Consider the following 22,280-nt stretch of genomic DNA (forward strand, 5'->3'; position numbering starts at 1 on the left):
CCGAGAGGAGGAGCCATGACCAACCCGGCTGCACCCGGAACCCTCGTGGCAACCAACCCGACCAGGCAACCCCCTCACCTCACCGGAACCGCCACCCTCCGGCGCCCTCGCCGCACCACCCCGACCCGCCATCCGGCCGACCTCGTGTCCGCGCTCGGCACCGCCCGCCGTCTCCAGGCGCAGATGGCCATCGGCTGGACCAAGCAGGAACTCGCGTCGCACTTCGGCTACCGGGTCAACCGGATCACCGAGCTGCTGTTCTGCCGCTACGCGCAGGTCTCCATCGCCACCCACACGCGCGTGGCCCAGGAGTTCACGAAGATCTGCATGGAGCCCCACGACAACCCGCAGGCCCGCGCGTTCGCCGACAAGCACGGCTTCCGGTCGGCGCTGTACTGGGACGACATCGACAACGACCCCGCCGACCTGAACCTCCACCGCGTGCTGCCGCGCGACACCGAGCCCGACGAGATCGCCGTCGAGCTGGCGTGCAGCGGCGAGCTGGACCCCGCCCACCTGCGGCCGGTCGACCTGCGCGCCGCGCTGAGCCGGCTGTGCGCAGGACGGATGACCGTGCAGGAGATCTCCGACCTGCTCGACGTGTCGCCCCGCACCGTCGACCGCCACCGCGCGAGGGTCCGCGCGGAGCGGCGGCTGGAGGAGTTCGCCGAGCGGCTGACCGAGCGCGGCCGCGGCCTCACCGCACCCACGCGCAGGCCGGACGACGAGCAGGCACTGGCGCTGGGCCTGGCGCAACTGCTCGCCGTCGTGCTCCACCTCGCGCGCCCGCCGCAGCCGCGGTACGTGCTGGCCGAGGCCATCCCGGTGATGGTCGACAGGACTCCGGGCGGGCGGCCCGAGCCGCACTTCGCCGGGCCGGGCCGCCCGATCGACGGCGCGTGCCCAGTCCCACACCGCGAGCCGGCCGTCTACCGCAAGCGGGCGGTGGTCGCGGCATGACCGCCGAACCGAACGTCGCCGAGGGGCAGGTCTACGAGATCGACGTGCCGATGTTCCTCCCGCCGCAGCGCAAGCGCCGCGCCGGGAAGCCCGTCAACCGCAGCCGCCCGCCCCAACCCGCGCCACTGAACGCCAACTGGCGGCTGCACTGGTCGAAGGAGCACAAGCTCGCGCAGGAGATCGCCACGGCGGTGATGCTCCGTGCCCGGTCGCTGCGCATCCCGACGTGCGACCACCTCACCGTGCAGATCCACTTCGCGCCCGGCAACAACGTCAAGGCCGACGCCGACAACCTGTACCCGAGCTTCAAGCGGGCGTGCGACGCGCTGTCGCGGCCCAAGCACACCAACTGGGTCGGGCTCCACCTGGTCCCCGACGACACGCCGCAGTTCATGACGAAGCTGGAGCCGGTCATCCACCCCGGCCCCGAGCACGAGCGGCGCCTGTGGCTCACCGTCCGCGTGGGACGACCCGGCGAAAGCTGACGACACGAAGCGGCCCGCACCGGACATCCGGTGCGGGCCGCTTTCGCGTAGCTCGAGCTACGCCCTGCGCCGCGTCGACCCGCCGGGCCTGGTCTTCCACCACTCGGCGTGCTCGGCGACGACCTCCGGCCGGAACACCAGCCGTTGCGGCTTGCCCTCGGTGCCCTCGACCGGACGTCCGGCCAGGTATCCGTGCAGGTAGCGGTTGCGCGCGGTCTCCCGGTTCCCGCCGAGGATCTTCCCCGCCTCACCGGAGGACAGCAGGTCGGGGATCTTCGGGTCACGAACGGGCTGGGCCACGAACTCGCGGCCGACCGCCTCCTGCACCACGCTGAGCCGGAACACCAGACCCGGCCGGTCCGGGTTCGACGTCTCGTACGTCGCGCCGGGGAGCTGGCCCGCGTGGTAGCGCCGCTCCAGGGTCTTCACGGTGACGCCCAGGATCTCGCCCGCGCCGGTCCGGTCGACCAGCTCGGGGAACGAGCTGTCGTCGCACGGCTCGCCGGTCCGCTCGCCGACCTGTCCGCCCTCGGCGACCGACCGGCGGAACAGCAACAGGCGGTCGGTCACCAGCCGCGCGGGGATCCGACCTTCCCGGTACAGCACGTCCAGGCGCTGCCGGCTGATGCCGCGCAGGCCTGCGGCGACCTCGCTGCTGACCAGGTCCGGGATCTTCTCGTCGCGCACGGCACGGCTCGGCCGCGGGTTGGCCATCACGTCCTTCGCGATCGCGGGCCGGAAGACCACGCCGCGGCCTTCGACGTCGGCGCCGGGGATCAGGCCGGAGAGGTACCTCATGTTGAGCTCGTCGCGCGGAACGCCGGTGAGCCGGGCGAGCCCGTCGATGTTCACCAACTCGGGGATGCCTTTGTCGATCTTCGGTTTGAGTGCCATACTGGACGTCGCCCTCCGGGATGAACATGTGTTGCTGACAACCCACACTCGTGGGAGACGCGTGCTCCACGCGGAGGCTGAGGGGTCCGCCGTTCGCGGCGGACCCCTCTTCCCATGAGTCCTGCGGCCAGCCCTTGCCGTTGCTGCTACGTGATACTTTACGCAGACACGCGCGAGATCCGCAACACAGGTGTGATCGTCCCCGATCGACGTGCTTCGCACGTATCGTCGCGCCCGACTACGCGCGCGGCGAGGTGCCGCGCCGCACACGAGGGGAGGGGTCGCCGTGGCTCGCCGCCGCTTCGACGCCCAGGCGTTCTGGAGATCGCTCGACGCCGCACGCGCAGCACGTCAGATCACGTGGGGGACCGTCGCCGCCGAGGTCGACGTCCCCGCGCCGGTGATCTCGCGCATGAAGCACGGACACAGCCCGGCAGCCGACAGCCTGCTCGCGCTGCTGGGGTGGTTGGGAGCCTGCCCTGAGGTTTTCCTCGTGCCGGCATCCCACATCCGCGACCAGGAGCCGATCGTGACGGCCCTGGCCGCGTTTGCCTCCGACGACCGGTTGACGGAGGAGGGCATGAACACCCTGCGCACGGTGCTGCTGGCGACCTACGAAGCGGTCGCCTTGCCCGCGCCGGCCAGCGGTCCGGATCAACCGCTCGCCCACGTTTGACAGTGCTCGTAATGTTTCCGGTGTCAGCAACACAGTTCACCGGGAGCGACGATGCACACCGACAGCACGCCCGAGGTCCAACCGGTCTCCCCGGACCGGATCTTCTGGAGCGCCGACCGCACGCCCGAGGAGTGGGCGGCACTCGCCGAAGGCCTGCGCATGGCCGCCCGCGGTCGCCACGCCGCGGCGCGCGAAAGCTTCGACCGGTGCGACACGGACGGCTTCCTCAGTCAGTGGGCCGCCACCAGCACCGCCGAGAAGGCCGAGCTGGCGGCGCAGCTCGCCGACGCGCAGGGCCTGTGGGACTTCCCCGCGCTGTTCAACCTCGCCGGCGAACTCGTCTCCGCCCGTGAGGTCCAGGGCCGGTACGGCTGGTCGTGGGTGCTGGACGACGAGAAGCACATCGCGGCCAACGGCGGCAGCCGGTGGGTCAACACCTCGCGGTCGTCCAACGAAGCCACCCAGGCGGCCTACCTGCGGCGCAAGGGCTACACGCAGGGCGTCATCCGTGCACGCGGACGGGTCAAGGCCACCAGTGGCGGCGGGTTCAGCGTCCACTACTGGATCGGCCTGGTCGACCCCGAGCTGACCTCCTACGAGGTCGTGCGCACCGCGCCGGAGCAGGCGTGAGCGCGCTCAGCGCCGTGCGCGCCCAGCCGGTGCCGCCGCCACGCACCGCCGAGGAGTACGCCGAACTCGTCAGCCGGGGGATCCTGGTCGACCTGGCCGGCCGCCCCCTTCGGCACCGACCGTGCCCACACTGCGACGGGCGCACCGCAGGGGCGACGTGCCCGGCCGCGTCCGCTGCCCGGACTGCGGCGCACAGCCGGGTCGGCGCCGCTGCGTGCGCCCCAGCGAGCACGAGACCGTCCTCTGGCACGCGGCACGCGTAGCCGCGGCCGAGGAGGTCGACCGCCGGCGAGAGGAGGCGGGCGACCTCACCCTGCCCGCGCCCTGGGCACCGGCCCGCCCGGAACCGAAGCCGGCCGAGGAGGTCCAGGCCGGTCAGATCCCGCTGTTCGGCTGAGCGCGACGTCCCAGGACACCCCGTCGATGGCGGGGTGTCCTGCCATTCTCCAGACGACCTCGCCGGTGTTGACCAAATACGAACGTGTGCGTAATGTGTTGAAGGTCAGCAACGCATAAGCACTGGAGCGGCATCATGTTCAGCTTCATCGACATCTTCTGCGGCGCGGGCGGCAGCAGCACCGGCCTGGTCAACGCCGGGTGGCAACTGAAACTCGCCGCGAACCACTGGCAGCGCGCCATCGAGACCCACGCCGCCAACCACCCCGACGCCGAGCACCTGTGCGCCGACGTGTCCAACTACCCGATGCGCAACCTCCCGCGCGCCGACAACCTGTGGGCCTCCCCGATCTGCACGGAGGTCAGCCCCGCCGGCGGCAAGAAGAAGTCGCGCGGCCAGATGGACCTGCTGGCCGACCTGAACGAAGAGGGCTACGTCGCCCCGGCCGCGCTCGACCGGACCCGCGCGACGTTCCACGACGTCATCCGGGCCACCGAGGTCCACCGCTTCAAGTACGTGCTGGTGGAGAACGTCGTCAACGTCGCCACCGAGTGGGAGCTGTTCGACTGGTGGGTGCAGGGCATGTGCCAGCTCCGCCCCGGCTACAGCGTCCAGTTCGTCTCCGTGTCCTCGGCGCACATCGGCGACGAGACCAACCAGCCCGCGCCGCAGTGGCGTGACCGGCTCTACATGGCGTTCACCCGCAAGGACATGCCGGTGCCCGACCTCCAGCCGCGGCCGTACGCCTACTGCGGCACGTGCGACGAGGTGGTGCGCGCGGTCCAGTCCTGGAAGAAGCCGGACCGCCGCCCCATCGGCGCCTACGGCAAGCAGTACGTCTACCGCTGCCCGAACACCAGGTGCCGGCACAGCGTGGTCGAGCCCTACGTCCTCCCGGCCGCGGCTGCGCTCGACCTCGGCAACCTGGGAACGCCGATCGGGGAGCGCAAGGACCGGCTGAGCCCGAACACCCTGCGCCGGATCGCGGTCGGCATGGAGATGTTCGGCGACCCGACCATCATCGCGGCCGGCGGCAACACCTACGAGCGGCCCAGCTCGGACTACGTGCGCGCCTGGCCCGCGCTGACCGCCCCGCTCAACGCCCGCACGAAGACCGGCGGCGACGGCGTGGCGATCCCGCCGTTCATGACCCCCGCCGGCGGCACGTGGAACGACGAGCCCGCCCCGGTGCTGGACGCGCCGATGCGGACCCGCACGACGCGGGAGACGGACGGCCTGGCCACGCCGCCGGGAGCGTTCTACACCAAGCACTACGGCGGCCACGCCGACCCGCGCCACATGTCCAAGCCGCTGACGCACCCGCTGGGCACCATCACCGCCAGCGGCGGCAACCACGCCCTGGTCGTGCCGTACCGGCGCGGCTCGACCGCCTACCGCGCCGGTGAGGCGCCGCTGTCCACGGTCGCCACCCGCGCCCAGCACGGCGTCTCGGACCTGCGCGAGATGCCGAAGGTGTCGGCCAGAGACCTGCCCCGGAAGCTGACCGACGACCAGGCGCGCGAGCTGGCAGACCGGTTGGCCGACGTGCGGTTCCGGATGCTGAAGGCCGAGGAGCACCTGGCCGCGCAGCGGTTCCCCTCCGACTACGTCGTCCTCGGCACCGAGCGCGAGAAGACCCACCAGGGCGGCAACGCGGTCAGCGTCAACGTCCCCCAGTGGATCGCGGGACAGATCAACAAGGCCAACGCGAGCGTCGCCGTCTAACACCCCAGTCGTCGCCCCGTCCGGAGACCTCCCGGACGGGGCGCAACCCGGAAGGAAGATCCGTGACCACCGAGACCGACCCGCTGCGCGCGGTCTACCACGAGCGCGCCCACCTGCCGCTGATCCTGACCGCCCTGTTCGGCGCGGTGATGGCCGAAGACCCCCAGGACGACGTCCGCCCGCACACGATCTACTTCGACACGCCGGAAGGGCAGATGAGCTGGCACATCGACCAGGCGGACCTGTACCTGTTCGAGCACGTCGAGCGGGTCCGGTCCGACGACCTGCGCGCGTGCTGGGACGGGCACAGCACGCCGGAGAAGTACCGCCGGCTGCGGGCGCTGACGGCCACCCTCGGCCGCGTGAGCGGGCTGCGCGAGATGATCGCCGATCTCACGGACCCGACCACGTTGACCTCCCGTCGACGCTGACCACGCACGTCCGGAAAGCCCCGCCACGGCGGGGCTTTCTGCTTCTTCCGGCCTGTTTGACCTGCTCAGAAGCTTGGCGTAGCATTTCCGGTGTCAGCAACACACGCACCGGAGGCACACCGTGGCCCGTTACGCGGAGACCGAAGTCCGCCAGGTTCTGCGCGAGGCCGTCATCGACGGCACGCACCTTCGCATCGAACGTCAGCTCAGCCCCGACCTCTACCGCCGCGTCAACTACGTGTTGGACCTGCTGGGCGGCAAGTGGAGCCGCAAGCACCGCGCTCACGTGTTCGACAGCAGCCCCGCCGAGGTCGTGCGCGCGATCGTGGAGGACGACGCCGCGCTGCCGGGCACCGTCGAGGAGAAGGTCACCCAGGGCTTCGTGCGCACCCCTGCCGACCTGGTCGACCGGATCCTGTACGACTTCGTCGAGGACGAGCTGGAGGACGGCACGCGGGTGCTGGAGCCCTCCTGCGGCGACGGCGCGATCGTCCACCGCCTCCTCGCCACCCGCGAGGCGATCCACGTCACGGCGGTGGAGCCGCACACCTACCGCGCCCGCCGCACCGCCGAGGGCGCCCACGGCGACCCGCGGCTGCGTCTGGTGACCAACTCCTTCGAGAACTTCGCCGCCGGGTTCGGCCTCGGCGAGGAGCGCGAGGAGTTCGACGTGATCGTGATGAACCCGCCGTTCTCCGCCACCGGCCAGCCCGACCTGTGGATCGACCACGTCGCCCTGGCGTGGGGGATGCTCGCGCACGGCGGCCGGCTGGTGGCCATCGTCCCGGCGGGCTTCCACTTCCGCCAGGACCGGCGACACCAGGTGATCCGAGACCTGGTCGAGCAGCACGGCTACGTGCACGACCTCGATGACGACGCCTTCGCCGAGTCCGGCGCACCCGGCATCCGCACGCGGCTCCTGGTGCTCGACGGCCCGCTGCTGATCGACAAGTACCAGCCGGACCTCGGCGACGAGGCGACGGTCCCGCACCAGGTCGGCGACTTCGAGCGCTACTGGCGTCGCATGGAGACCTTCGGCGCGCCGGCCGCCCGCGTGTCCCGAAAGGTCGCGGTACCCGCAGATCAGGGCGTGTTGTTCTGACAAGAGATACGGCGTAATATATCTATTGTCAGCAACACGGAGCGGAGGTCACGTCATGTCGAAGGACATCAAGCGCGGAACGGTGGTCGACTACCACGGGTCGGTCACCAGCGACCACGGCGAGAAGATCGTCCTCGACATCGACGTGACCGGCCGCCTCACCCTGGCCGACCGCAACTTCCCGCACGAGCAGCACCACCTGCGCCACGTGCGGCAGGCCAGCGTCACGCCCACCGGCGAGATCGCGGACCTCTGCCCCTGCGGACACGAGCACTCCCGCACGTGGCAGAAGCCCGAGCGGTGTGGCGTCTACCAGTGCAAGTGCGTCACGCACCGCAAGCCCGTGCCGCTGGAGACCGGAACCGTCGTAATCGCACGACCGTGGCAGCGCGGCCGGGAGCTGGAGCCGCAGCGCGGGTTCGTGGTCGACGCCACGCCCGAGCACAACCCGGACTACATCGTGGTGTGGTTCCCCAAGCTCGGCGTGCCCGCGGCCGGCCGGAGCGAGATGTTCATCCTCCGCAGCAAGATCGACCCCGCCCGGATCTACAACCTCGCCGAGATGCCGCCGTCCTGGATCACCCGGATGGTCAGCATCGTCCGCACCGACCCGGCCCAGACCTGGCTGCACGGGTGGCCGGCCCACGCGAACATCGTCCTCTCCCGCGCGCACCGCGCGAACCTCGCCGCCCGCCGCGAGTCCGAGGCACAGCGGCGCCAGGACCGGGCGCGCGAGCTGGGCGAGCGCGCGGCGAACTGACCCGACCACCTCCAGCACGACGAACCATCGGAGAACAGGCATGATCATCACCGATATCCCAGGACTTCCCACGACCATCACCAGCTGGGGCATCGACTGGCCCGAGTGCGCCTGCCGCAACGACCCCCAGGGCGAAGGCTTCTGGCCCGTCAACCCCCAGGGCGAGCGGGTCGAGCCCGACAAGGAGGCGTGGCCCAAGCAGCTGTACGTGTGCGACCGCCAGACGTGCGGCCTGGTGCTCGACGCCGCCACCTTCGACGCCGAGGCCCAGACGTTCGGCATCGTCGGCATCATCCTGCCGCCGAAGGTGGTCGCCCTCACGAGGGAAGCCGCGCGGTGCGTCTGCGGGAACACCGACCAGCATTGGGACTTCTGGCCGGTGGACCAGCACGGCAGGCAGCAGTCCGACCCCGGCGAGGACATCGGCGACCGGATGCGGTGCGCCAGGCCGGGCTGCGGGCTGGTGTACGACTGGATCACCTACGACCGCGAGGCCGGGACGTTCGACGTGATCGGTCGCATCAAGGACGTGGAGACCGCCAGGGCCGACGTCTGAGCGGCGCCTCCGCAATCGAAGCCCCCGTCATCGACGGGGGCTTCCGCGTACCTGCGGCCGGGGCGACACACGCGCGAGATCCACAAACACCTGTTTGACCAGGTCACATCGTTGGCGTAATATTTCGTATGTCAGCAACACTTGTCAGCGGCACGGAGGAAGTCATGGCCGGCACCACCCAGAAGCACCCGCAGATCACCGGACTGGCCGAGGTGATCGAGGCGATCGGGCCACGCGGCATCCTGATCGGCACCGTGGGCGACTGCACCACCGTGCACCGCGCCCGCGCGGTGATCGAGCCTATGGGCGAGATCCTGTGCGACTGGACCGGCGTGCTGATCACCGACGTGGTCACGCTGTCCGAGATCGACCCGCGCGACAGGGCTGTGCTGGCCAGCCTGGTCGACGCCAAGGTGCGTGCCGCGCATCTGTGCGTCCAGTGCTTCCGGCCGTCCACGCGGGCCGAGGTTGCCCGGATCGAGCGGGAGGCGCGCGAGGCCGCCGACCCGGCTCCAGCCGCGGGCTCCGCCACGGTGCTCGGAACCGTCACGGACGGCGGCCAGGTGCACATGGCCTGGGCGCGGGAGGTCGGCGGCAAGGTGTTGTGCCGCTTCGGATCCAGGGCGCTGCGGATCACCGAGACGGTCGCGCCCCTGCCCGAGAGCGGACAGGAGGGAACCCTGGCCGCGCTCCACAAGCACCGGATCCCGCTGCGCCGCCTGTGCGCGAACTGCTTCCGCCCCCGGATCCGCTCCGTGTACGCCGCCCAGCTCCGCGCCCGGCTCGCCACCGCCAACTGACCCGCACTCGACGCGAACGGAGATCGTCATGCAGACCACGCACGTCGACCAGGCCCCGGACGTCCGACCCAGCCGCGGGACACATCGCGGCAGGATCTCCGCCCGCCCCGCGAAGTCCGGCCGGATCATGGTGCTCTGCCCGGTGGGACACCTCGTCGCCAGCATGGGCGCGCGCGAGTGGGCGGGCAGCCTCTGGGAGAGCCGGGTGGGTGCGGGCTTCGAGGTCACCTGCGAGGGCGCCATGCCGGACGACGTCGTGATCCCGCACGTGACGCCCGAGTCGTGGGACGCGCTGCGGAAGCGGGGGATCGTCCACGTCGACAGTGCCGAGGAGGTCGCCGCCTACGTCCAGGCGCAGGGCGAGCGGACGGACCCGCGCGCGGTCAGGTGGGGTCGCGGCGACGCCGTCCGCCTGCGTGTCGCCCGCTGCTCCCGCACCGGCGAACCGCCGTTCGACGTGTGGATCCTGGCCAAGCCGGGCAGCCACGACCTCACCAGCGCGGCGTTCCAGACCACGTGCGCCACCGAGACCGGCGGCTGGTTCGTGCTGAACACCTGGACCGCCCGCGCCTGAACCCGCTCCGGTCAACGCCCCGCGCCCGTTGGACGCGGGGCGTTGCCCTTTGCGCACCTGTTTGACCTGGCCAAGCACATGGCGTAGCGTTTCGGACGTCAGCAACACTAGCGAGATCACCGGAGACGCCCGTGTCCAAGCACACCCGCCCCGTCGTCAAGGTCCGAGCCGCCTGCGCCCACTGCAACCACCAGCGGCCGGTCACCGCGAACGGCTGGTGCGTCGACTGCGCGTCGGCCGCGTGCGCGCACGGGGACGGCGACCGCGCCGGCCTCGCGGTGCCCCCGGACGCGAACGAGGCCGTCGAACTCCTCATCGAGCACCTGTCGGTGTACGAGCACGCCGAGCACGCCGAGGTCACCGGCGAGCCGCTGACCTGCTGGCCCTGCGCGCTGCTCACCACGTGGTGCGCGAAGTGCGACACCCGCGCCGGCGACATGAGCGCCGCCGAACGGGCCGCGCACCTGCTGCTCGACCGGTGGGTGGCCGTCGACTGCGAAGGGTCCACCTCGGCCGCCGTCCGCGCGTTCTACTGGCTCCCGGCCGCCTGATCAACGCCAGGCACCCCGTTTGACCTGGTCAAATCGTTGCCGTATCATTTCCAGTGTCAGCAACACACCGTTTGGGAGGTACCGATGGGCAAGCGCACCGCACGCCGCGCGGCCATGACCGACACGGACGCACTCCACGCGTTCCCGTTGTTCGAGCTGGAGCTGGGGGAGGGATCGCCGGAGACCGGTTTCACCCTCGGCATCGCCGACATCCCCCCGACCCCCGCGCCCCAGTGCGAGCAGCCCGCCCGGATCGGCCGCGAGATCGCCGCCGACGAGCCCCCGTTGCTCGATGACGCCGAGTTCTGCGAGCGCACGGTGATGGCCCTGCACGAGCGCGGCGAACTCGGATACGTGAAGCCGTCCGACGAGTGGGTCAACCAGCGCGGCGTGCCCCTCAACGACGAGCACCAGGAGGCCGCCGCCCGCCTGCACGCCGCTGGCCGCCTGCCCGGCTACGACGGCGAGGACGACGCCGAGCCCGAGGGCGCCGACCCGAAGCCGGACCCCGCCGAGCTCGCCGAGCTGGAAGGGCTGGTGAACGTCGAGCCCGTCGACGCGGAGGATCTGCTGGTCGACCACGACATCGTCATCGAGCACAGCGCCCTCGAAGGCACGTTGCTGATCGGCTCCCGCAAGGGCGACGGCGTGTACGACGCGCTGAAGAACGCCGGGTACGGCTGGCGGTGGTGGCGCACCGCGGAGGAGAGCGGCTACCCCGCGGGCACGCTGTTCCTGCCGGGCAGTCGGGACAAGGCACCGCGGCTGTCCACCATCGACCACACCGAGCAGATCATCGCGAAGGTGGCGGAGGAGCAGGGCCAGGAGATCAAGGTCGCGGTCCACATCGACGGCACGCCGCGCGACCAGGCCCTCGTCATCGCCGACCGCAGGGTCCGCGCGGCCGAGCGCGCCGAAGCCCTCGACGCGAAGGCCGGACGACGCGCGGGTGCCGCCGAAGGCCGTTGGCGCATCGCGCACGACATCAGCAGGCGTTGGGAGGGCGGGCAGCCGATCATCATGGACCACCACAGCACGCGGAAGGCCCTGCGCGACCGCGAGCGCATGGACAACCACATGCGCAAGTCCGTCGCCCTGGAGAAGGAGGCCAGGCTGGTGGCAGAGCGTGCCGAGGGAGCGCGCCGCACGCTGGCCAACCTGGACAACCCGCTGTTGATGGCCCGGTGGCTGCGCGAGGCCGAGGCGGAGCTGCGCGCGATCGAGCGCGGCCTGAACGGCAGCAAGGGCCGCAGGTTCCTGGGCACGGACGGCAAGACGGTCATCTCGCAGGAACCGGACAACAAGCCCGCGACCGGTCGTCGCCGGCAGCAGCTCCTGTTGGACCTGATGTACCTGATCCCGCGCATGGAGCACGCCCGCGCCGAGCTGGCCAAGGCCGTGACGGAGGGGCGCTGGTGGGGCGGTGACCCGAAGCAGATCAGGCCGGGCGACTTCGTGTTGATCCGGGGCCAGTGGGATCTGGTGGAGAAGGTCAACCCGAAGACCATCCGCGTGATCAGCATCTACATGCCCACCGGCCTGACGTACCCGCACCTGGAGATCCGGGGGCACCGCACCGCCGAGGAGCACGAGGCGATCAGGACCGCCACGCTCGCCGAAGCGAAGGGCGCCAACGCGTAGCTCGAGCTGCACCACTTCGGCCCGCCCGACCTGACCGGTCCGGCGGGCCGAAGTTGTTGTCGGCCTCCCCCGTCTCCCCGGTTGCGCCGGTGACGCTCGCGCGCGCGTAGGGAAACGGGAAACGAGGAGCCGATCCGGCCGGTCGATGCCTCCCGCTACGGCCGCCGCAGCAGCACCGCCGGGGCCGTCCCGCTCCTTGGCCGGCTCTCCACGTCCGCCCGCTCCCGCCGACCCGAGAACGTGACGAGAACTCGCATAGCGTCCCTGCGCGACAGAGGAGGGCAGCCGCCTGCGGCCCTATTTGACCTGTTCAAAGGCATGGCGTAGCGTTTCGTATGTCAGCAACACGCCACCGTGAGGAATGTCCCGTGTCCAAGATCGAACCACTCGACGCCCCGCCCACCGTCACCGTGAAGCCCGTGGAGGGCTACCCGTTGGTGGACGTCACCGTAACCGGCCGCGCCGAACACGCCCACGTGTCCTACGCCGAGCGGTACGCCCTGCTCCACGCACGTGACAACGGCTTCGCCCGCCTCACCCAGTGCGGCGAGGCGAACTACCACAGCGGGAACCGCACCACGACGGTCCGGTACCGACTCGAACGCGAGCCGATCTCCATCTCCCGAGAAGAAGCGGCCCAGGCGGTCAAGGGGCACCACCTGGAGGCGGCGGTCGGCCTCTACCTCACGCTCGACTCCGCCGGCCACTGGGCAGTGGACACGTCGGACCTGTTCACGGTCACCGGGATGACGTCCGGACGGAAGGTCGGCATCTGCCACTGCGGCAGTGACGACCCGCTGGCGTGCGTCGCGGCGGGCCGGGCGGCCGAGCACGGCATCCCGCTGCCGACTTTCACGCGGCTGATCGAGCTGATGCAGGAGGCAGCCGACCGCGCGAAGGCGGAGGAGCGCGACCGGCGCTGCACGATGGTCCGCCGGTACCGAGCCGCGGCTAGGGAGCACCGGCGCGCAGTCGCCGAACAAGCCCCGCTGGAGCAGATCGTCCACCTGCAGTACCGGATGGAGGACGTCGTCCTCCAGCTCCCCAGGGCGCTGGCCGCCAACCTGTACCGGGAGTACGTGTTGATCCGGATCGAGACGGAGCGGCGGACGCAGGACGTGGACCGGACCGACGTCCTCAGCGACCTGCGGCACGTGAAGAAGGAGATCGAGCGGCTGACCGGCTACGACTCGAAGGTGGTTCCCGGCAGGTTCACGGCGACCGCGCCGTACGTCACCGGAGGTGGCACGTGCCCACCGGGTTCACGGTTCCTGGGTGACCCGCCGCGCGTGGAGGACATGGGCGGCCTCGGCATGGTGTGCACCGGGTGCGATCACGAGGTGGCGGTTCACGAGCTGTTCGGCAAGCGGGTCACCGTCCGGGAGTTCCACCGCACGGAGGACCGCCAGAGCCCCGGCATCTACTCCGACGAGATCGCCGTGGACGTCGAGTTCGGCCAGCCGTTGTTCAGCACGACCGGTCGCTTCTGACCGGGAGTCTCGACGGCCGATGCGCCGTCCCCTCGGAAGACCGAGCGGGGACGGCGCATCGCCGCATTCTCCCGCGCCCCAACGTTTCCGCAGCTCTCCGCCACCCGCTGCCACCTGTTTGACCTGGTCAAGCGCATGGCGTAGTGTTTCCGGTGTCAGCAACACACACCGGAGGTTCAAATGCCGAGCGCGGTCGCAACCGACATCACCCAGGTCAGCGAGGACGAGCTGACCGCCCAGCTCACGCAGGCCGGTGCCGAGGGCGACGAAGCCGCGATCGACCGGATCCTCGCCGAGCTGAACCGCCGGGACGAGATCGAGGAGGTCATCCGGGCGCTGGTCGAACAGGGGCTGGAGTACCGGGAGGCGTACGCCATCGCCCACGACCTGGACCCGGCCGAGCTGGACCGGCAGGAGCGCGCGGCAATCGTCGCCAGCTCCCGCCGCAAGGGCGAGTCCCTGGAGCAGGCCGTCGACCGGCTGTACGGCGAGATGACGCGCCAGCGCTACCGGCAGGCCGAGGACGAGTGCCGAGGGCACCTGCTCAACCCGGCGGGCAAGGCGGCCGGTGTGGACCCCTACAGCCTGTTCCACGGCCCCGCCTCCCGAGTGCGCCGGTACGCCAGCCCGGAGCTGCGCACGTGGTTCTACCGGCACGGCCGGACCACGTGGATCGAGTACAAGGCCCAGATGCTCGGCCGCGCGTCGGACGTCGCCAAGGCGGCCCGTGTCGACCGCGACTTCGGCGAAGCCGTTGCCTGACGCGGCCGGCCGGCCGCGTCCACCGACCCGAGAGGAACACCCCATGCAGCTCCCCGGCCAGACCAGGCACCCGGCCGGCTCCACCTACGTGGTCGTGCTGGAGATCGGCACGTCCGCCGGTGCGGGCCGAACGTCGCACGCGGTGCACGTCGAACGGGTGGACGTCACCCCGAGCCGTGCCCTGTGGCGGGTGGCGGACATCCAGGACGCCGACGAGGCACGCGCACTCGCCAACGGCTACTGGTCGCTGCTCCAGGGCGGCGCAGCCAAGCCGTAACCGCAGGTCTGTGACCAGGTCGAACCCGGATTTGACCTGGTCACATACATGGCGTAACGTTTCTCATGTCAGCAACACAAACCCGCCGGGAGGCACACCATGTCGATCACCGAGGCCATCGTCACCGAACTGGAGTTCGTCCGCATCGAGGCCGGGGTCTACGAGGTCAAGACCGAGATCGGCACGTTCGCCATCACCCGCACCGGCAGCCGCACCTGGTCGGTCGACACCGAGACGATGACCGAGGTGGTCACCACCGACACCCTGTTGGCGGGCAAGCGGGTCGTCGCGGCCCAGGTCGCCGAGTACCGGGACATCAAGGCGTGCCTCGGCGAGCAGCCCGCGGCTGAGGCCACGCCGGCCCGCACGCCGATGGTCCACACGTTCGACGGCACCACCGGTGCGGCGTTCCGCCGCACCCAGACCGACGACGCCATCGAGGACGGCGACGTGCTGTACGTCCCGAGCGAAGGCGTGGTCGGGATCATGGTCGACGCCTGGCCGGTGGCCGTGACCGAGGCGACCGGCGCGTTCGGCGCACTCGCCAACGGCAGGACGTGGACGGACTTCCGCAACGGCGAGTACGTCGAGTCGCACCGGGTGGCTCAGGACGTCATCTCCGGAGTGCAGCTCGACGCCCCGACCGAGGAGCCCGCGACCGAGGTCTCCGGGTTGGGCGGCGGTTGGCCGTACAAGGTGAAGCGCGGTCCCGTGGTCCACACGTTCGACTGGGACACCGGCATCGCCTACGACATGACCCAGTGCCAGGAGGACGAGCACGGGGACACCAAGCACCGGGACGGCGACGTGCTGTACGTCCCGAGCGAAGGCGTGGTCGGGATCATGGTCAAGGCGTGGCCGACCGCCGTCACCGACGCGCACGGCGCGTTCCACAAGCTCGCCGAACCCCACGCCTGGACCGAGTACGAGGGTGGCATCTACGCCGAGTCGTACCGCATGGCGCTGGACACCATCGCGCAGATGCAGCGCGACCAGGCCGCCGCAGCCGAGCAGGCCGCGCCCTCCCTGTTCCCCGAGATCACCCCTCCGGCCAAGCCCGCGATCGCGGACACCGGCCGAGGCGAACTGACGTTGTTCGGACTGGTCCTGGGTGAGGGCACCCCGGAGACCGGGTTCGCACTGTTGGTCTGACCAGCCAGCCACCGGCGCGGCGGACCCGACCAGGTCCGCCGCGCCACCCGCCAGCCATCCCGCACCACACCACACCGAAGGACACGAGATGACCGAGCACCGCAACCCCACCAGCGAGCCCCAGGTCGGCGAAGCCCTCGACCAGCTGTACGCCACCGGGTTCTCACCGGCCGACCTGATCGACCTGGTCGAGACGATCACCAGCGCACGCACCCGCAACACCGGCTGCGACGTCCACGTGACCGTGGTCGACCGGGGGAACCCGGAGGAGATGCCGGAGTGGTCCACCATCCGCGTGCAGCCCGCCCCGAACCACGTGAACCTCGCGGTGGTCCAGCAGCCCGGTCGCACGCTCGGCGACCAGCTCCCCGACCGCGACGCCCTGGCCGAGTGGATCGGCGACGCACGCGAAGCGGTGATCGAGTACGACCGCGCCTGCGACGGTGCCAGCGGCGACGAGGAAGCCGAGCGGGCCGGCGAGCTGCGCGACAAGGTGGAGCAGGTGGTCGGATGGTTCGAGCGGCTGACCGCCGAGCGCGACGCGCACGACACGGACTGCGGCGAGCAGGACGAGCGGGTGACCCTGAGCGCCAGCGACCTGATCGACTGGGCCGACGACGCGCAGCGCCTGATGGCCGACCACACCTCGTCGCTGACCGGCGGATTGTCCGAGTGGGAGGACTACGCACGGAAGGCTGTCAACCAGCACATCGGGCGCATGGTGGACCTGATCGAGAGCGCAACCGGCGTCAACGTGGCCGAAGCGACCGCAGACGAGAGCTGACCCGCACGACCCCCGCCCGGTCCCCGTGCAGCCCAGCGGCAGCACGGGGACCGACGCATGTCCGGACAAAGCCCCTGGTCGGCCGCTCACCGGCCTGCCAGGTCGACCGGCGTTGGCACACCCGTCGACGGGTGCAGGTCCGTCAGCGGGGCAGCAGGACGGCAAGGGCGCCGCGCGCGGACCGGCCTTCCATTAGGGACGTGCCGACATCGGGGGGTTTGCCCTGCCGTGCGATGTGGCGTAGCGTTTCGGATGTCAGCAACACAGACCGGAGGTAAGCACCCATGAGCACCGCCACCCGCACCAGCCGGCCCGACGCGCCGACCATCGGCGAACTCTCCGAGATGCTGCGCAACCTGCGGCGAGAGACGTTCAACGGCCAGGCCAGCGCTTCGCACCGCGCCGACCTGGTCGCCAGGCAGGTCCGGATCCTGCGGAAGATGGCGACGGTCTGCGAGGCCGTGCGCCGTGTCGTCGTGCGCGACCTGGCGTTGGAGGTCTCCGACGAGGCGTCCGTGTCGCTCTGCGGCCTGGCCGCCCTGTGGGTCGCCGAGGAGTACGGCACCCGCTGAACAGTGCCGCGCAGGTCCGGTCGAACTGACCGGACCTGCGCGTTTCGCACTCCAAGATCGCGGTTTGATCTGCTTGAAAGCATGGCGTAGTGTTTCGTGTGTCAGCAACACACACCGGAGGTAGCCCGTGCGCCACCAGCGCCCGCAGCCCAGTCAGGCCGCACCGTTCCACTACGCCCCGCTCCCGCCGCTCAGCCCGCGGCCGGCCAGGCGATCCACCGCGAGCCGGGTTCTCCTGGCCGTGCTGCTCGGACCGATCGCACTCTGTGCCGTGTTCGGCTTCGCCGCAGCGGTGGCCCAGTCCAGCGCGGCACCAGGTCCGGCGACCCAGGTTTCACCGCCGGTGGTGGTGGTCGTCATCCAGTCGCCATCGGTGGACGTCGCGCCGCCCGCTCCGGTGGACGTCGCGCCGCCCGCTCCGGTGGACGTTGACGCTCGCCTGCTCGACCGGCCGCAGCCCGGCCGGTACCCGATCCCGAACCCCTGATCGACTCTCCCGAACGGAGCATCACGTGTTCACCGCTGTGTACGGCAAGTTCAACGCCAAGGGCGACTTCTACCGGCCGCTGATCCTGGAGGTGTGGGACGCCCAGGCCGGTCCCGACCTGAGCGGCGCCTGGGTCGAGCGGTCGGAAGGCTGGTCGATGGGGTGGCTCGCCGAGCAGGTCGCCGAGCTGGCGGGCGTCCACCCGATGTTGCGCCTGGTCAACTGGAAGGGCGAGGAGGTCGAAGCCACGGACACCGCCTGCTACCGGGTGCCGGCGCGGCCGGTCGAGCCGCGCCGGGATGGCGAGGACGAGCGCGCCTACCGGTCGCGCGTCATCGCCGCCACGCTGCCCGATGACGTCCTGCTCCGGGAGCTGGAGACGCCTCACCACGGCCTCGATGACGAGCACGCGGTCCGCGTCTACCTGGCGACCCTGCTGTCCGAGGTGGAGCGCCGCTGGCCGGTGGTGGACGAGGCGACGTTGCTGTGGACGGCCGGCCAGCCGCAGGAGAGCGGAGTGGAGCAGAGCCGGTACGTGACGGCCGTGGTCTCCCTGGCCCGGAAGCACCTGGCCAACCGCTGACGCGTCCAGCACGACGAAGCCCCCCACCGGTGACCGGTCGGGGGCTTCGTCGTGCTGGTGGCCGGACGATGGGGGAGGGGTGGCGTGCACCCCGGTTAACGTGCACAGACGGGCGGATCTTGGCTTCCGATAAGTCAACATTATCGGAAGCCAAGATCACCCTGTTGACACCGTCATGACTGGTGCGTAACGTATCCGGTGTCAGCAACACACACCGGAAGGAGCGCCCCATGAAGCGCATCACCCGCACGATCGTCCAGGCGGCCGCCGCCGTCATCGCCCTGGTGGCATTCACCGCACCCTCGGCGGACACGGCCGGCACCACCGACCGGACCGTGACGGCAACCGCCGTCGACAGCAGCGCCGTCGTCCTGCACGTCACCGCCCCCCGGCCCGCCGAGGTCAGCCTGGCCGAGCACCACGCCGCACGGCTGGCCAACCTGATCGCCGGCGACCGCACCGACGACGACGTGGACTTCGACTGCGCCAAGCACGGCAACCGGGTCTGCGGCGTCGTGCCGCTGCGCGCGGCCTGACCGCGCCCCGGTGGCGGGTGTTCGGCAACCGTGCCGAGCGCCCGCCACCCGCGCACCCCGACCCCTTCGGCCGCACCAGCCAGACGGAGCCAACCCATGATCACGATGCCGACCGAAGCCCCGCCCGCACCGGTGAACACCCTCCTGCGCGAACTGAGCGCGAGCCTGCGGAAGCGCGACCTCCAAGACCTCTGCGACACGCTCGAACTGCTCCAGCGCCGAGCCTGCGACCACCGCGAGCGGGAGACCTACGCGGTGCGGTGCGCCGAGCTGTGCCAGCTCAGCCCCGGCCTGCGCCTGTACCACGGCGCGCTGATCCGGGAGCTGGAGGACCGCCAGCCCGACGTGGTCCGGCACATCGCCGCCACGAGTCACCGCCGAGGCGGTGGCCTACTCCACACCTACGTGTCGCAGCTGGTCGGCGACATCTACGACTTCAACCACGACTTCGAGGACGGACCGTTCGGGATCGGCGACACCGACCGCTGATCGCGGCGACCGGGCTGCCCGCGCAGGGTGGCCCGGTTGCTCGTCCGGTCGGTCATCGTCGCAGGTCCGCGAACTGACCACCCGAACGGCCAACGGGCCGGACACCCCACCACGGGTGTCCGGCCCGTTCTCGTCGCGCCCCCGACCGGCACGGCGCGGCCGGACCGTAGCCGACCGGCACGCCACCCTCCGGCGCTTCCGCCGTGCGGCGCCCTGAATCGCCGCAGCCGCGGCTGACCGCCGACCCGCACGTCCGACACCGGCCACACCGCCCAGACCCGCCAGCGGGGCAGCAGGACGGCCGAACGGTGGCGTGCCGGCCGCGCACCATCCACCCCTGCGCAGCGCCGCACGCGGTGCTGCCGGAAGGAGGGAAGCGCCGATGTCCGGACGTCCACACGAACGCAGCCGCTCCGAGCGTCGGCGAAGCGGCACGCGCGACGTCCTCCACTCGGCACATTCCGGCAGGCCAACCCACGGTTGCCGCCTCACCGGCTACACGCGTAATGTCTTCTGGGTCAGCAACACAAGTTCACCTGCGGAGGCATCCCCCATGCCCGCACCACTTCCCCCTGCCCACATCCCCCAACCCCCGGCCAAGCCGCTCGACCACTTCGGCCGCACCGACTGGACCACCTACTGGACCTGGGCGGCACACCGCCTCCGCGAACGCGCCGACCTCCTCGCCGCCCGCCACTGGAGCCCCGAGCAGGTCGCCGAGCTGCGCGACCACGCGGCCGAGTTCGAGAGCTGGGCCGAATGACGTCCAACGCCTCCGCCCGGACATGGCTCGCTTCCTGCCGCCGCTGCGCCTGGCACGTCGTCTCGTGGCGGAAGGAATGGGCGCAACAGGCCCGCGACGACCACCGCCGAGCGCACGCCGTCGACCCCGTCCAGGCGCACCGCGACCGCTACCGCTACCGAGGACGGCTCAACGCCAGCCAGACCCTGCTGCTCGACCTGGCCGCCAGCGGCGCCCTCGCGTGTCACTTCACCCGCGAGTTCACCCTGGACACCGACCTCGGCGGGAGCTGGTACCCCAACCACCTGCCGCACGGCCTCGGCCACTGGATCCCCGGCCTGGTCGACGCCGGCCTCCTGCGCATCCGCCCGACGTGGCGCACCTCCGGCCTCTACGTGCCGACCGCCGCAGCACGCCGAGCAGTGGGGGAGCGCCGGTGAACACCCTGTGCGTCCCCGAGACGCCCGCCAGCCGACGCCCGTACTTCTACCTCGGCACGCACCGCGCCCGACACCTGGAGCAGTCGCCCGTCCCGCTGTTCGTGCCCGTCCAGGCCCTGCTGCGCTACCAGCGGCACGGCCACCAGCACATGCCGAAGGCGAGGGTCAACTACGCCCTCGACTCCGGCGGCTACTCCCACATCGCCAAGTACGGCGAGTGGACGATCAGCCCCGAGGAGTACGGCGGCGCGGTCTACCGGTTCATGGAGTACGTCGGCTATCCGCCGGACTTCGCGGCACCGCAGGACTTCATGTGCGAGCCGGAGATCATCCGCAAGACCGGCCTCACCGTCCACCTCCACCAGGAGCTGACGGTCGACTCGGTGCTGTACCTGCGGCACGAGTTCCCCCACGCACCGTGGATCCCCGTGCTGCAGGGCTACCGGCTTGACGACTACCTGCTCCACGTCGAGATGTACCGGCAAGCAGGCATCAACCTGACCGCCGAACCGCTGGTCGGCCTGGGCTCGGTGTGCCGACGCCAGTCGACCGCCGAGATCGGCGCGATCGTCACCGTGCTGCACGCGATGGGCATCCGCCTGCACGGCTTCGGCGTGAAGAAGCAGGGCCTCGCCCGCTACGGCCACCTGCTCGCCTCCTCGGATTCGCTCGCCTGGTCCTACACCGCACGGCGGGAGAAGATCCGGCTGGACGGCTGCGACCACCGGCTGTGCAACAACTGCCTGCGGTACGCCCTCCAGTGGCGAGCCGACACCCTCGCCGTGTTCGACCAGCCCGCACCGCAGACGTTCCAGCAAGGCTTGGCGCTCGACTTCGGCACCGGCTCCACCAGCGACCGCGCCGAACAGCGCCAGCCGCGGCTGCCCATGCCCAAGCCGCACGACCGGGGCATCCTCGACCAGATGACGCTCACCTTCACCGCCTGACCGGCAAGAGGAATCCGCCATGACGCCAACACCACGCTCGATGCTCGACCACAAGCGGTGGGCCGCCGAGCTCACCGAGACCCTGCCCGTGGTCGCCACCACCATCGCCCCCGACACCCTCGCCGTCCTGGACGCCGTGCTGGCCAAGCGGTTCGGCCGTGAGGTCGCCGACGACGTCTTGCGCACCGTCGACCGGGCGATCGCCTCGGGCAGCGGCAAGCGGTAGTCCCGCGAAACGCGAACCGGCTCCGAGCCGCCATCTGCTCGGAGCCGGTCGCCACCACGTCGTCACCGTTCACGCGGCGTGCTGCCCATTCGGGCTGTTGAAAGCCTCGCCCCTGTGGGCGCTGGTCGTACTTCTCCGGGTTCCCCGCCGAAGCGGGGCATCTGCGGGCCAAGCTACCGGCGCGGCGCGTTCCTCACCAGAACGGCGGCGGAGGCGGCACCACAGGCCCAGGTGCCCGCCGACTGCGCCGCCCGTGGGTGATCGCCATGCCGATCCACACCGGCAGCCACAGCCCGCACGAAGCGACCGTGATCAGCCCGTGCAGCAGGTGATTCACAGGCTCCTGCTGCCGCTGCTGCGCAACCGGGTAGTAGCCCGGTGGCGGCTGCTGGCCGTACGGCTGCGGCGGGTACGGGCCAGGCGGGGGAGCGGCGCCCTGCGGGAACTGCTGGCCGTAGGGCCACCCCGGCGGCTGGTTCGGACCGGACACGCACTCTCCCGGAAGTAGTGGTCGTTCCTGATGGTGTCGCCGCTCGCGCGGAGATCGTTAGCTGCGCACGACATCGGCCCCGTAGCTCGCGCTACGGGGCCGACCGGGCGTACACCGCGCC

General features: G+C 70.9%; 30 protein-coding genes. 28 read left to right on the forward strand and 2 right to left on the reverse strand.

Going from position 1 to position 22,280, the window contains the following annotated elements; translation table 11 throughout:
- The first annotated feature begins 15 nt into the window (after positions 1–15).
- Positions 16–960: a helix-turn-helix domain-containing protein gene (locus ACFQ3T_RS02030; RefSeq protein WP_380719090.1), complete on the forward strand. Its 945-nt coding sequence runs from the start codon at positions 16–18 to the stop codon at positions 958–960.
- Positions 957–1,445 carry a hypothetical protein gene (locus ACFQ3T_RS02035; protein ID WP_380719091.1) on the forward strand — a complete coding sequence of 163 codons (489 nt, stop codon included), beginning with the start codon at positions 957–959 and terminating at the stop codon, positions 1,443–1,445. Before ACFQ3T_RS02030 ends, ACFQ3T_RS02035 begins: the two co-directional genes overlap by 4 nt.
- A 57-nt stretch (positions 1,446–1,502) precedes the next feature.
- On the opposite strand, the gene ACFQ3T_RS02040 is transcribed toward ACFQ3T_RS02035, so the two are convergent.
- On the reverse strand, positions 1,503–2,339 hold the full coding sequence (locus ACFQ3T_RS02040; protein ID WP_380719093.1) for a hypothetical protein: 837 nt from the start codon (positions 2,337–2,339) through the stop codon (positions 1,503–1,505).
- Between the two features lie 286 nt (positions 2,340–2,625).
- On the opposite strand from ACFQ3T_RS02040, the gene ACFQ3T_RS02045 reads away from it, so the two are divergent.
- The 26 genes from ACFQ3T_RS02045 to ACFQ3T_RS02170 all read left to right on the forward strand — a co-directional run bounded on the left by ACFQ3T_RS02045 (position 2,626) and on the right by ACFQ3T_RS02170 (position 21,669).
- A complete protein-coding gene (locus ACFQ3T_RS02045) occupies positions 2,626–3,015 on the forward strand; it encodes a hypothetical protein (RefSeq protein ID WP_380719095.1) in 390 nt (129 codons plus the stop codon).
- A gap of 51 nt (positions 3,016–3,066) precedes the next feature.
- On the forward strand, positions 3,067–3,645 hold the full coding sequence (locus ACFQ3T_RS02050; RefSeq protein WP_380719096.1) for a hypothetical protein: 579 nt from the start codon (positions 3,067–3,069) through the stop codon (positions 3,643–3,645).
- A gap of 121 nt (positions 3,646–3,766) precedes the next feature.
- Positions 3,767–4,042 carry a zinc finger domain-containing protein gene (locus ACFQ3T_RS02055; RefSeq protein WP_380719098.1) on the forward strand — a complete coding sequence of 92 codons (276 nt, stop codon included), beginning with the start codon at positions 3,767–3,769 and terminating at the stop codon, positions 4,040–4,042.
- Between the two features lie 135 nt (positions 4,043–4,177).
- Positions 4,178–5,767 carry a DNA cytosine methyltransferase gene (locus tag ACFQ3T_RS02060; protein WP_380719100.1) on the forward strand — a complete coding sequence of 530 codons (1,590 nt, stop codon included), beginning with the start codon at positions 4,178–4,180 and terminating at the stop codon, positions 5,765–5,767.
- 62 nt (positions 5,768–5,829) lie between these two features.
- On the forward strand, positions 5,830–6,198 hold the full coding sequence (locus tag ACFQ3T_RS02065; RefSeq protein WP_380719102.1) for a hypothetical protein: 369 nt from the start codon (positions 5,830–5,832) through the stop codon (positions 6,196–6,198).
- Positions 6,199–6,319: 121 nt separating this feature from the next.
- Complete coding sequence (locus ACFQ3T_RS02070) at positions 6,320–7,300, forward strand: methyltransferase (RefSeq protein WP_380719104.1); 981 nt, start codon at positions 6,320–6,322, stop codon at positions 7,298–7,300.
- 55 nt (positions 7,301–7,355) lie between these two features.
- The gene (locus ACFQ3T_RS02075; protein WP_380719106.1) at positions 7,356–8,060 is read left to right on the forward strand and encodes a DUF6409 family protein; all 705 of its coding nucleotides are present in this window, start codon (positions 7,356–7,358) and stop codon (positions 8,058–8,060) included.
- Between the two features lie 40 nt (positions 8,061–8,100).
- On the forward strand, positions 8,101–8,616 hold the full coding sequence (locus ACFQ3T_RS02080) for a hypothetical protein (RefSeq protein ID WP_380719108.1): 516 nt from the start codon (positions 8,101–8,103) through the stop codon (positions 8,614–8,616).
- A 164-nt stretch (positions 8,617–8,780) separates the two neighbouring features.
- Positions 8,781–9,416: a hypothetical protein gene (locus ACFQ3T_RS02085; protein ID WP_380719110.1), complete on the forward strand. Its 636-nt coding sequence runs from the start codon at positions 8,781–8,783 to the stop codon at positions 9,414–9,416.
- Between the two features lie 28 nt (positions 9,417–9,444).
- Positions 9,445–9,990, forward strand: coding sequence for a hypothetical protein (locus ACFQ3T_RS02090; RefSeq protein WP_380719112.1), 546 nt, complete (start codon positions 9,445–9,447; stop codon positions 9,988–9,990).
- A gap of 131 nt (positions 9,991–10,121) precedes the next feature.
- Positions 10,122–10,541 carry a hypothetical protein gene (locus tag ACFQ3T_RS02095; RefSeq protein WP_380719114.1) on the forward strand — a complete coding sequence of 140 codons (420 nt, stop codon included), beginning with the start codon at positions 10,122–10,124 and terminating at the stop codon, positions 10,539–10,541.
- Positions 10,542–10,625: 84 nt separating this feature from the next.
- The gene (locus ACFQ3T_RS02100; RefSeq protein ID WP_380719116.1) at positions 10,626–12,182 is read left to right on the forward strand and encodes a DUF3560 domain-containing protein; all 1,557 of its coding nucleotides are present in this window, start codon (positions 10,626–10,628) and stop codon (positions 12,180–12,182) included.
- A 368-nt stretch (positions 12,183–12,550) separates the two neighbouring features.
- Entirely contained in the window at positions 12,551–13,672 is a 1,122-nt protein-coding gene (locus ACFQ3T_RS02105; protein ID WP_380719118.1) for a hypothetical protein, read from the forward strand.
- A 180-nt stretch (positions 13,673–13,852) separates the two neighbouring features.
- Positions 13,853–14,434, forward strand: a complete 582-nt coding sequence (locus tag ACFQ3T_RS02110; protein WP_380719120.1) for a hypothetical protein — start codon at positions 13,853–13,855, stop codon at positions 14,432–14,434.
- 43 nt (positions 14,435–14,477) lie between these two features.
- The gene (locus tag ACFQ3T_RS02115; protein ID WP_380719122.1) at positions 14,478–14,711 is read left to right on the forward strand and encodes a hypothetical protein; all 234 of its coding nucleotides are present in this window, start codon (positions 14,478–14,480) and stop codon (positions 14,709–14,711) included.
- A gap of 99 nt (positions 14,712–14,810) precedes the next feature.
- Complete coding sequence (locus ACFQ3T_RS02120) at positions 14,811–15,863, forward strand: hypothetical protein (RefSeq protein ID WP_380719124.1); 1,053 nt, start codon at positions 14,811–14,813, stop codon at positions 15,861–15,863.
- Between the two features lie 88 nt (positions 15,864–15,951).
- Positions 15,952–16,647, forward strand: a complete 696-nt coding sequence (locus ACFQ3T_RS02125; RefSeq protein ID WP_380719126.1) for a hypothetical protein — start codon at positions 15,952–15,954, stop codon at positions 16,645–16,647.
- Positions 16,648–16,931: 284 nt separating this feature from the next.
- Positions 16,932–17,219, forward strand: a complete 288-nt coding sequence (locus ACFQ3T_RS02130; protein WP_380719128.1) for a hypothetical protein — start codon at positions 16,932–16,934, stop codon at positions 17,217–17,219.
- A gap of 271 nt (positions 17,220–17,490) precedes the next feature.
- Positions 17,491–17,706 (forward strand): hypothetical protein, encoded by a 216-nt coding sequence (locus ACFQ3T_RS02135; protein ID WP_380719131.1) that lies wholly within the window; start codon positions 17,491–17,493, stop codon positions 17,704–17,706.
- 25 nt (positions 17,707–17,731) lie between these two features.
- Positions 17,732–18,289: a hypothetical protein gene (locus tag ACFQ3T_RS02140; RefSeq protein ID WP_380719134.1), complete on the forward strand. Its 558-nt coding sequence runs from the start codon at positions 17,732–17,734 to the stop codon at positions 18,287–18,289.
- A gap of 230 nt (positions 18,290–18,519) precedes the next feature.
- Positions 18,520–18,825 (forward strand): hypothetical protein, encoded by a 306-nt coding sequence (locus ACFQ3T_RS02145; RefSeq protein WP_380719136.1) that lies wholly within the window; start codon positions 18,520–18,522, stop codon positions 18,823–18,825.
- A 96-nt stretch (positions 18,826–18,921) separates the two neighbouring features.
- Positions 18,922–19,314: a hypothetical protein gene (locus ACFQ3T_RS02150; protein WP_380719138.1), complete on the forward strand. Its 393-nt coding sequence runs from the start codon at positions 18,922–18,924 to the stop codon at positions 19,312–19,314.
- 553 nt (positions 19,315–19,867) lie between these two features.
- The gene (locus tag ACFQ3T_RS02155; protein ID WP_380719140.1) at positions 19,868–20,077 is read left to right on the forward strand and encodes a hypothetical protein; all 210 of its coding nucleotides are present in this window, start codon (positions 19,868–19,870) and stop codon (positions 20,075–20,077) included.
- A complete protein-coding gene (locus ACFQ3T_RS02160) occupies positions 20,074–20,496 on the forward strand; it encodes a hypothetical protein (RefSeq protein ID WP_380719142.1) in 423 nt (140 codons plus the stop codon). The genes ACFQ3T_RS02155 and ACFQ3T_RS02160 overlap by 4 nt, the downstream gene beginning before the upstream one ends.
- Positions 20,493–21,443: a deazapurine DNA modification protein DpdA family protein gene (locus tag ACFQ3T_RS02165; RefSeq protein ID WP_380719144.1), complete on the forward strand. Its 951-nt coding sequence runs from the start codon at positions 20,493–20,495 to the stop codon at positions 21,441–21,443. Before ACFQ3T_RS02160 ends, ACFQ3T_RS02165 begins: the two co-directional genes overlap by 4 nt.
- A 19-nt stretch (positions 21,444–21,462) precedes the next feature.
- The gene (locus tag ACFQ3T_RS02170) at positions 21,463–21,669 is read left to right on the forward strand and encodes a hypothetical protein (protein WP_380719146.1); all 207 of its coding nucleotides are present in this window, start codon (positions 21,463–21,465) and stop codon (positions 21,667–21,669) included.
- A gap of 193 nt (positions 21,670–21,862) precedes the next feature.
- On the opposite strand, the gene ACFQ3T_RS02175 is transcribed toward ACFQ3T_RS02170, so the two are convergent.
- A complete protein-coding gene (locus ACFQ3T_RS02175) occupies positions 21,863–22,159 on the reverse strand; it encodes a hypothetical protein (protein WP_380719148.1) in 297 nt (98 codons plus the stop codon).
- Between the last annotated feature and the right edge of the window lie 121 nt (positions 22,160–22,280).

This window comes from Saccharothrix hoggarensis, from assembly GCF_042678885.1.
Taxonomy (GTDB): Bacteria; Actinomycetota; Actinomycetes; order Mycobacteriales; family Pseudonocardiaceae; genus Actinosynnema; species Actinosynnema hoggarensis.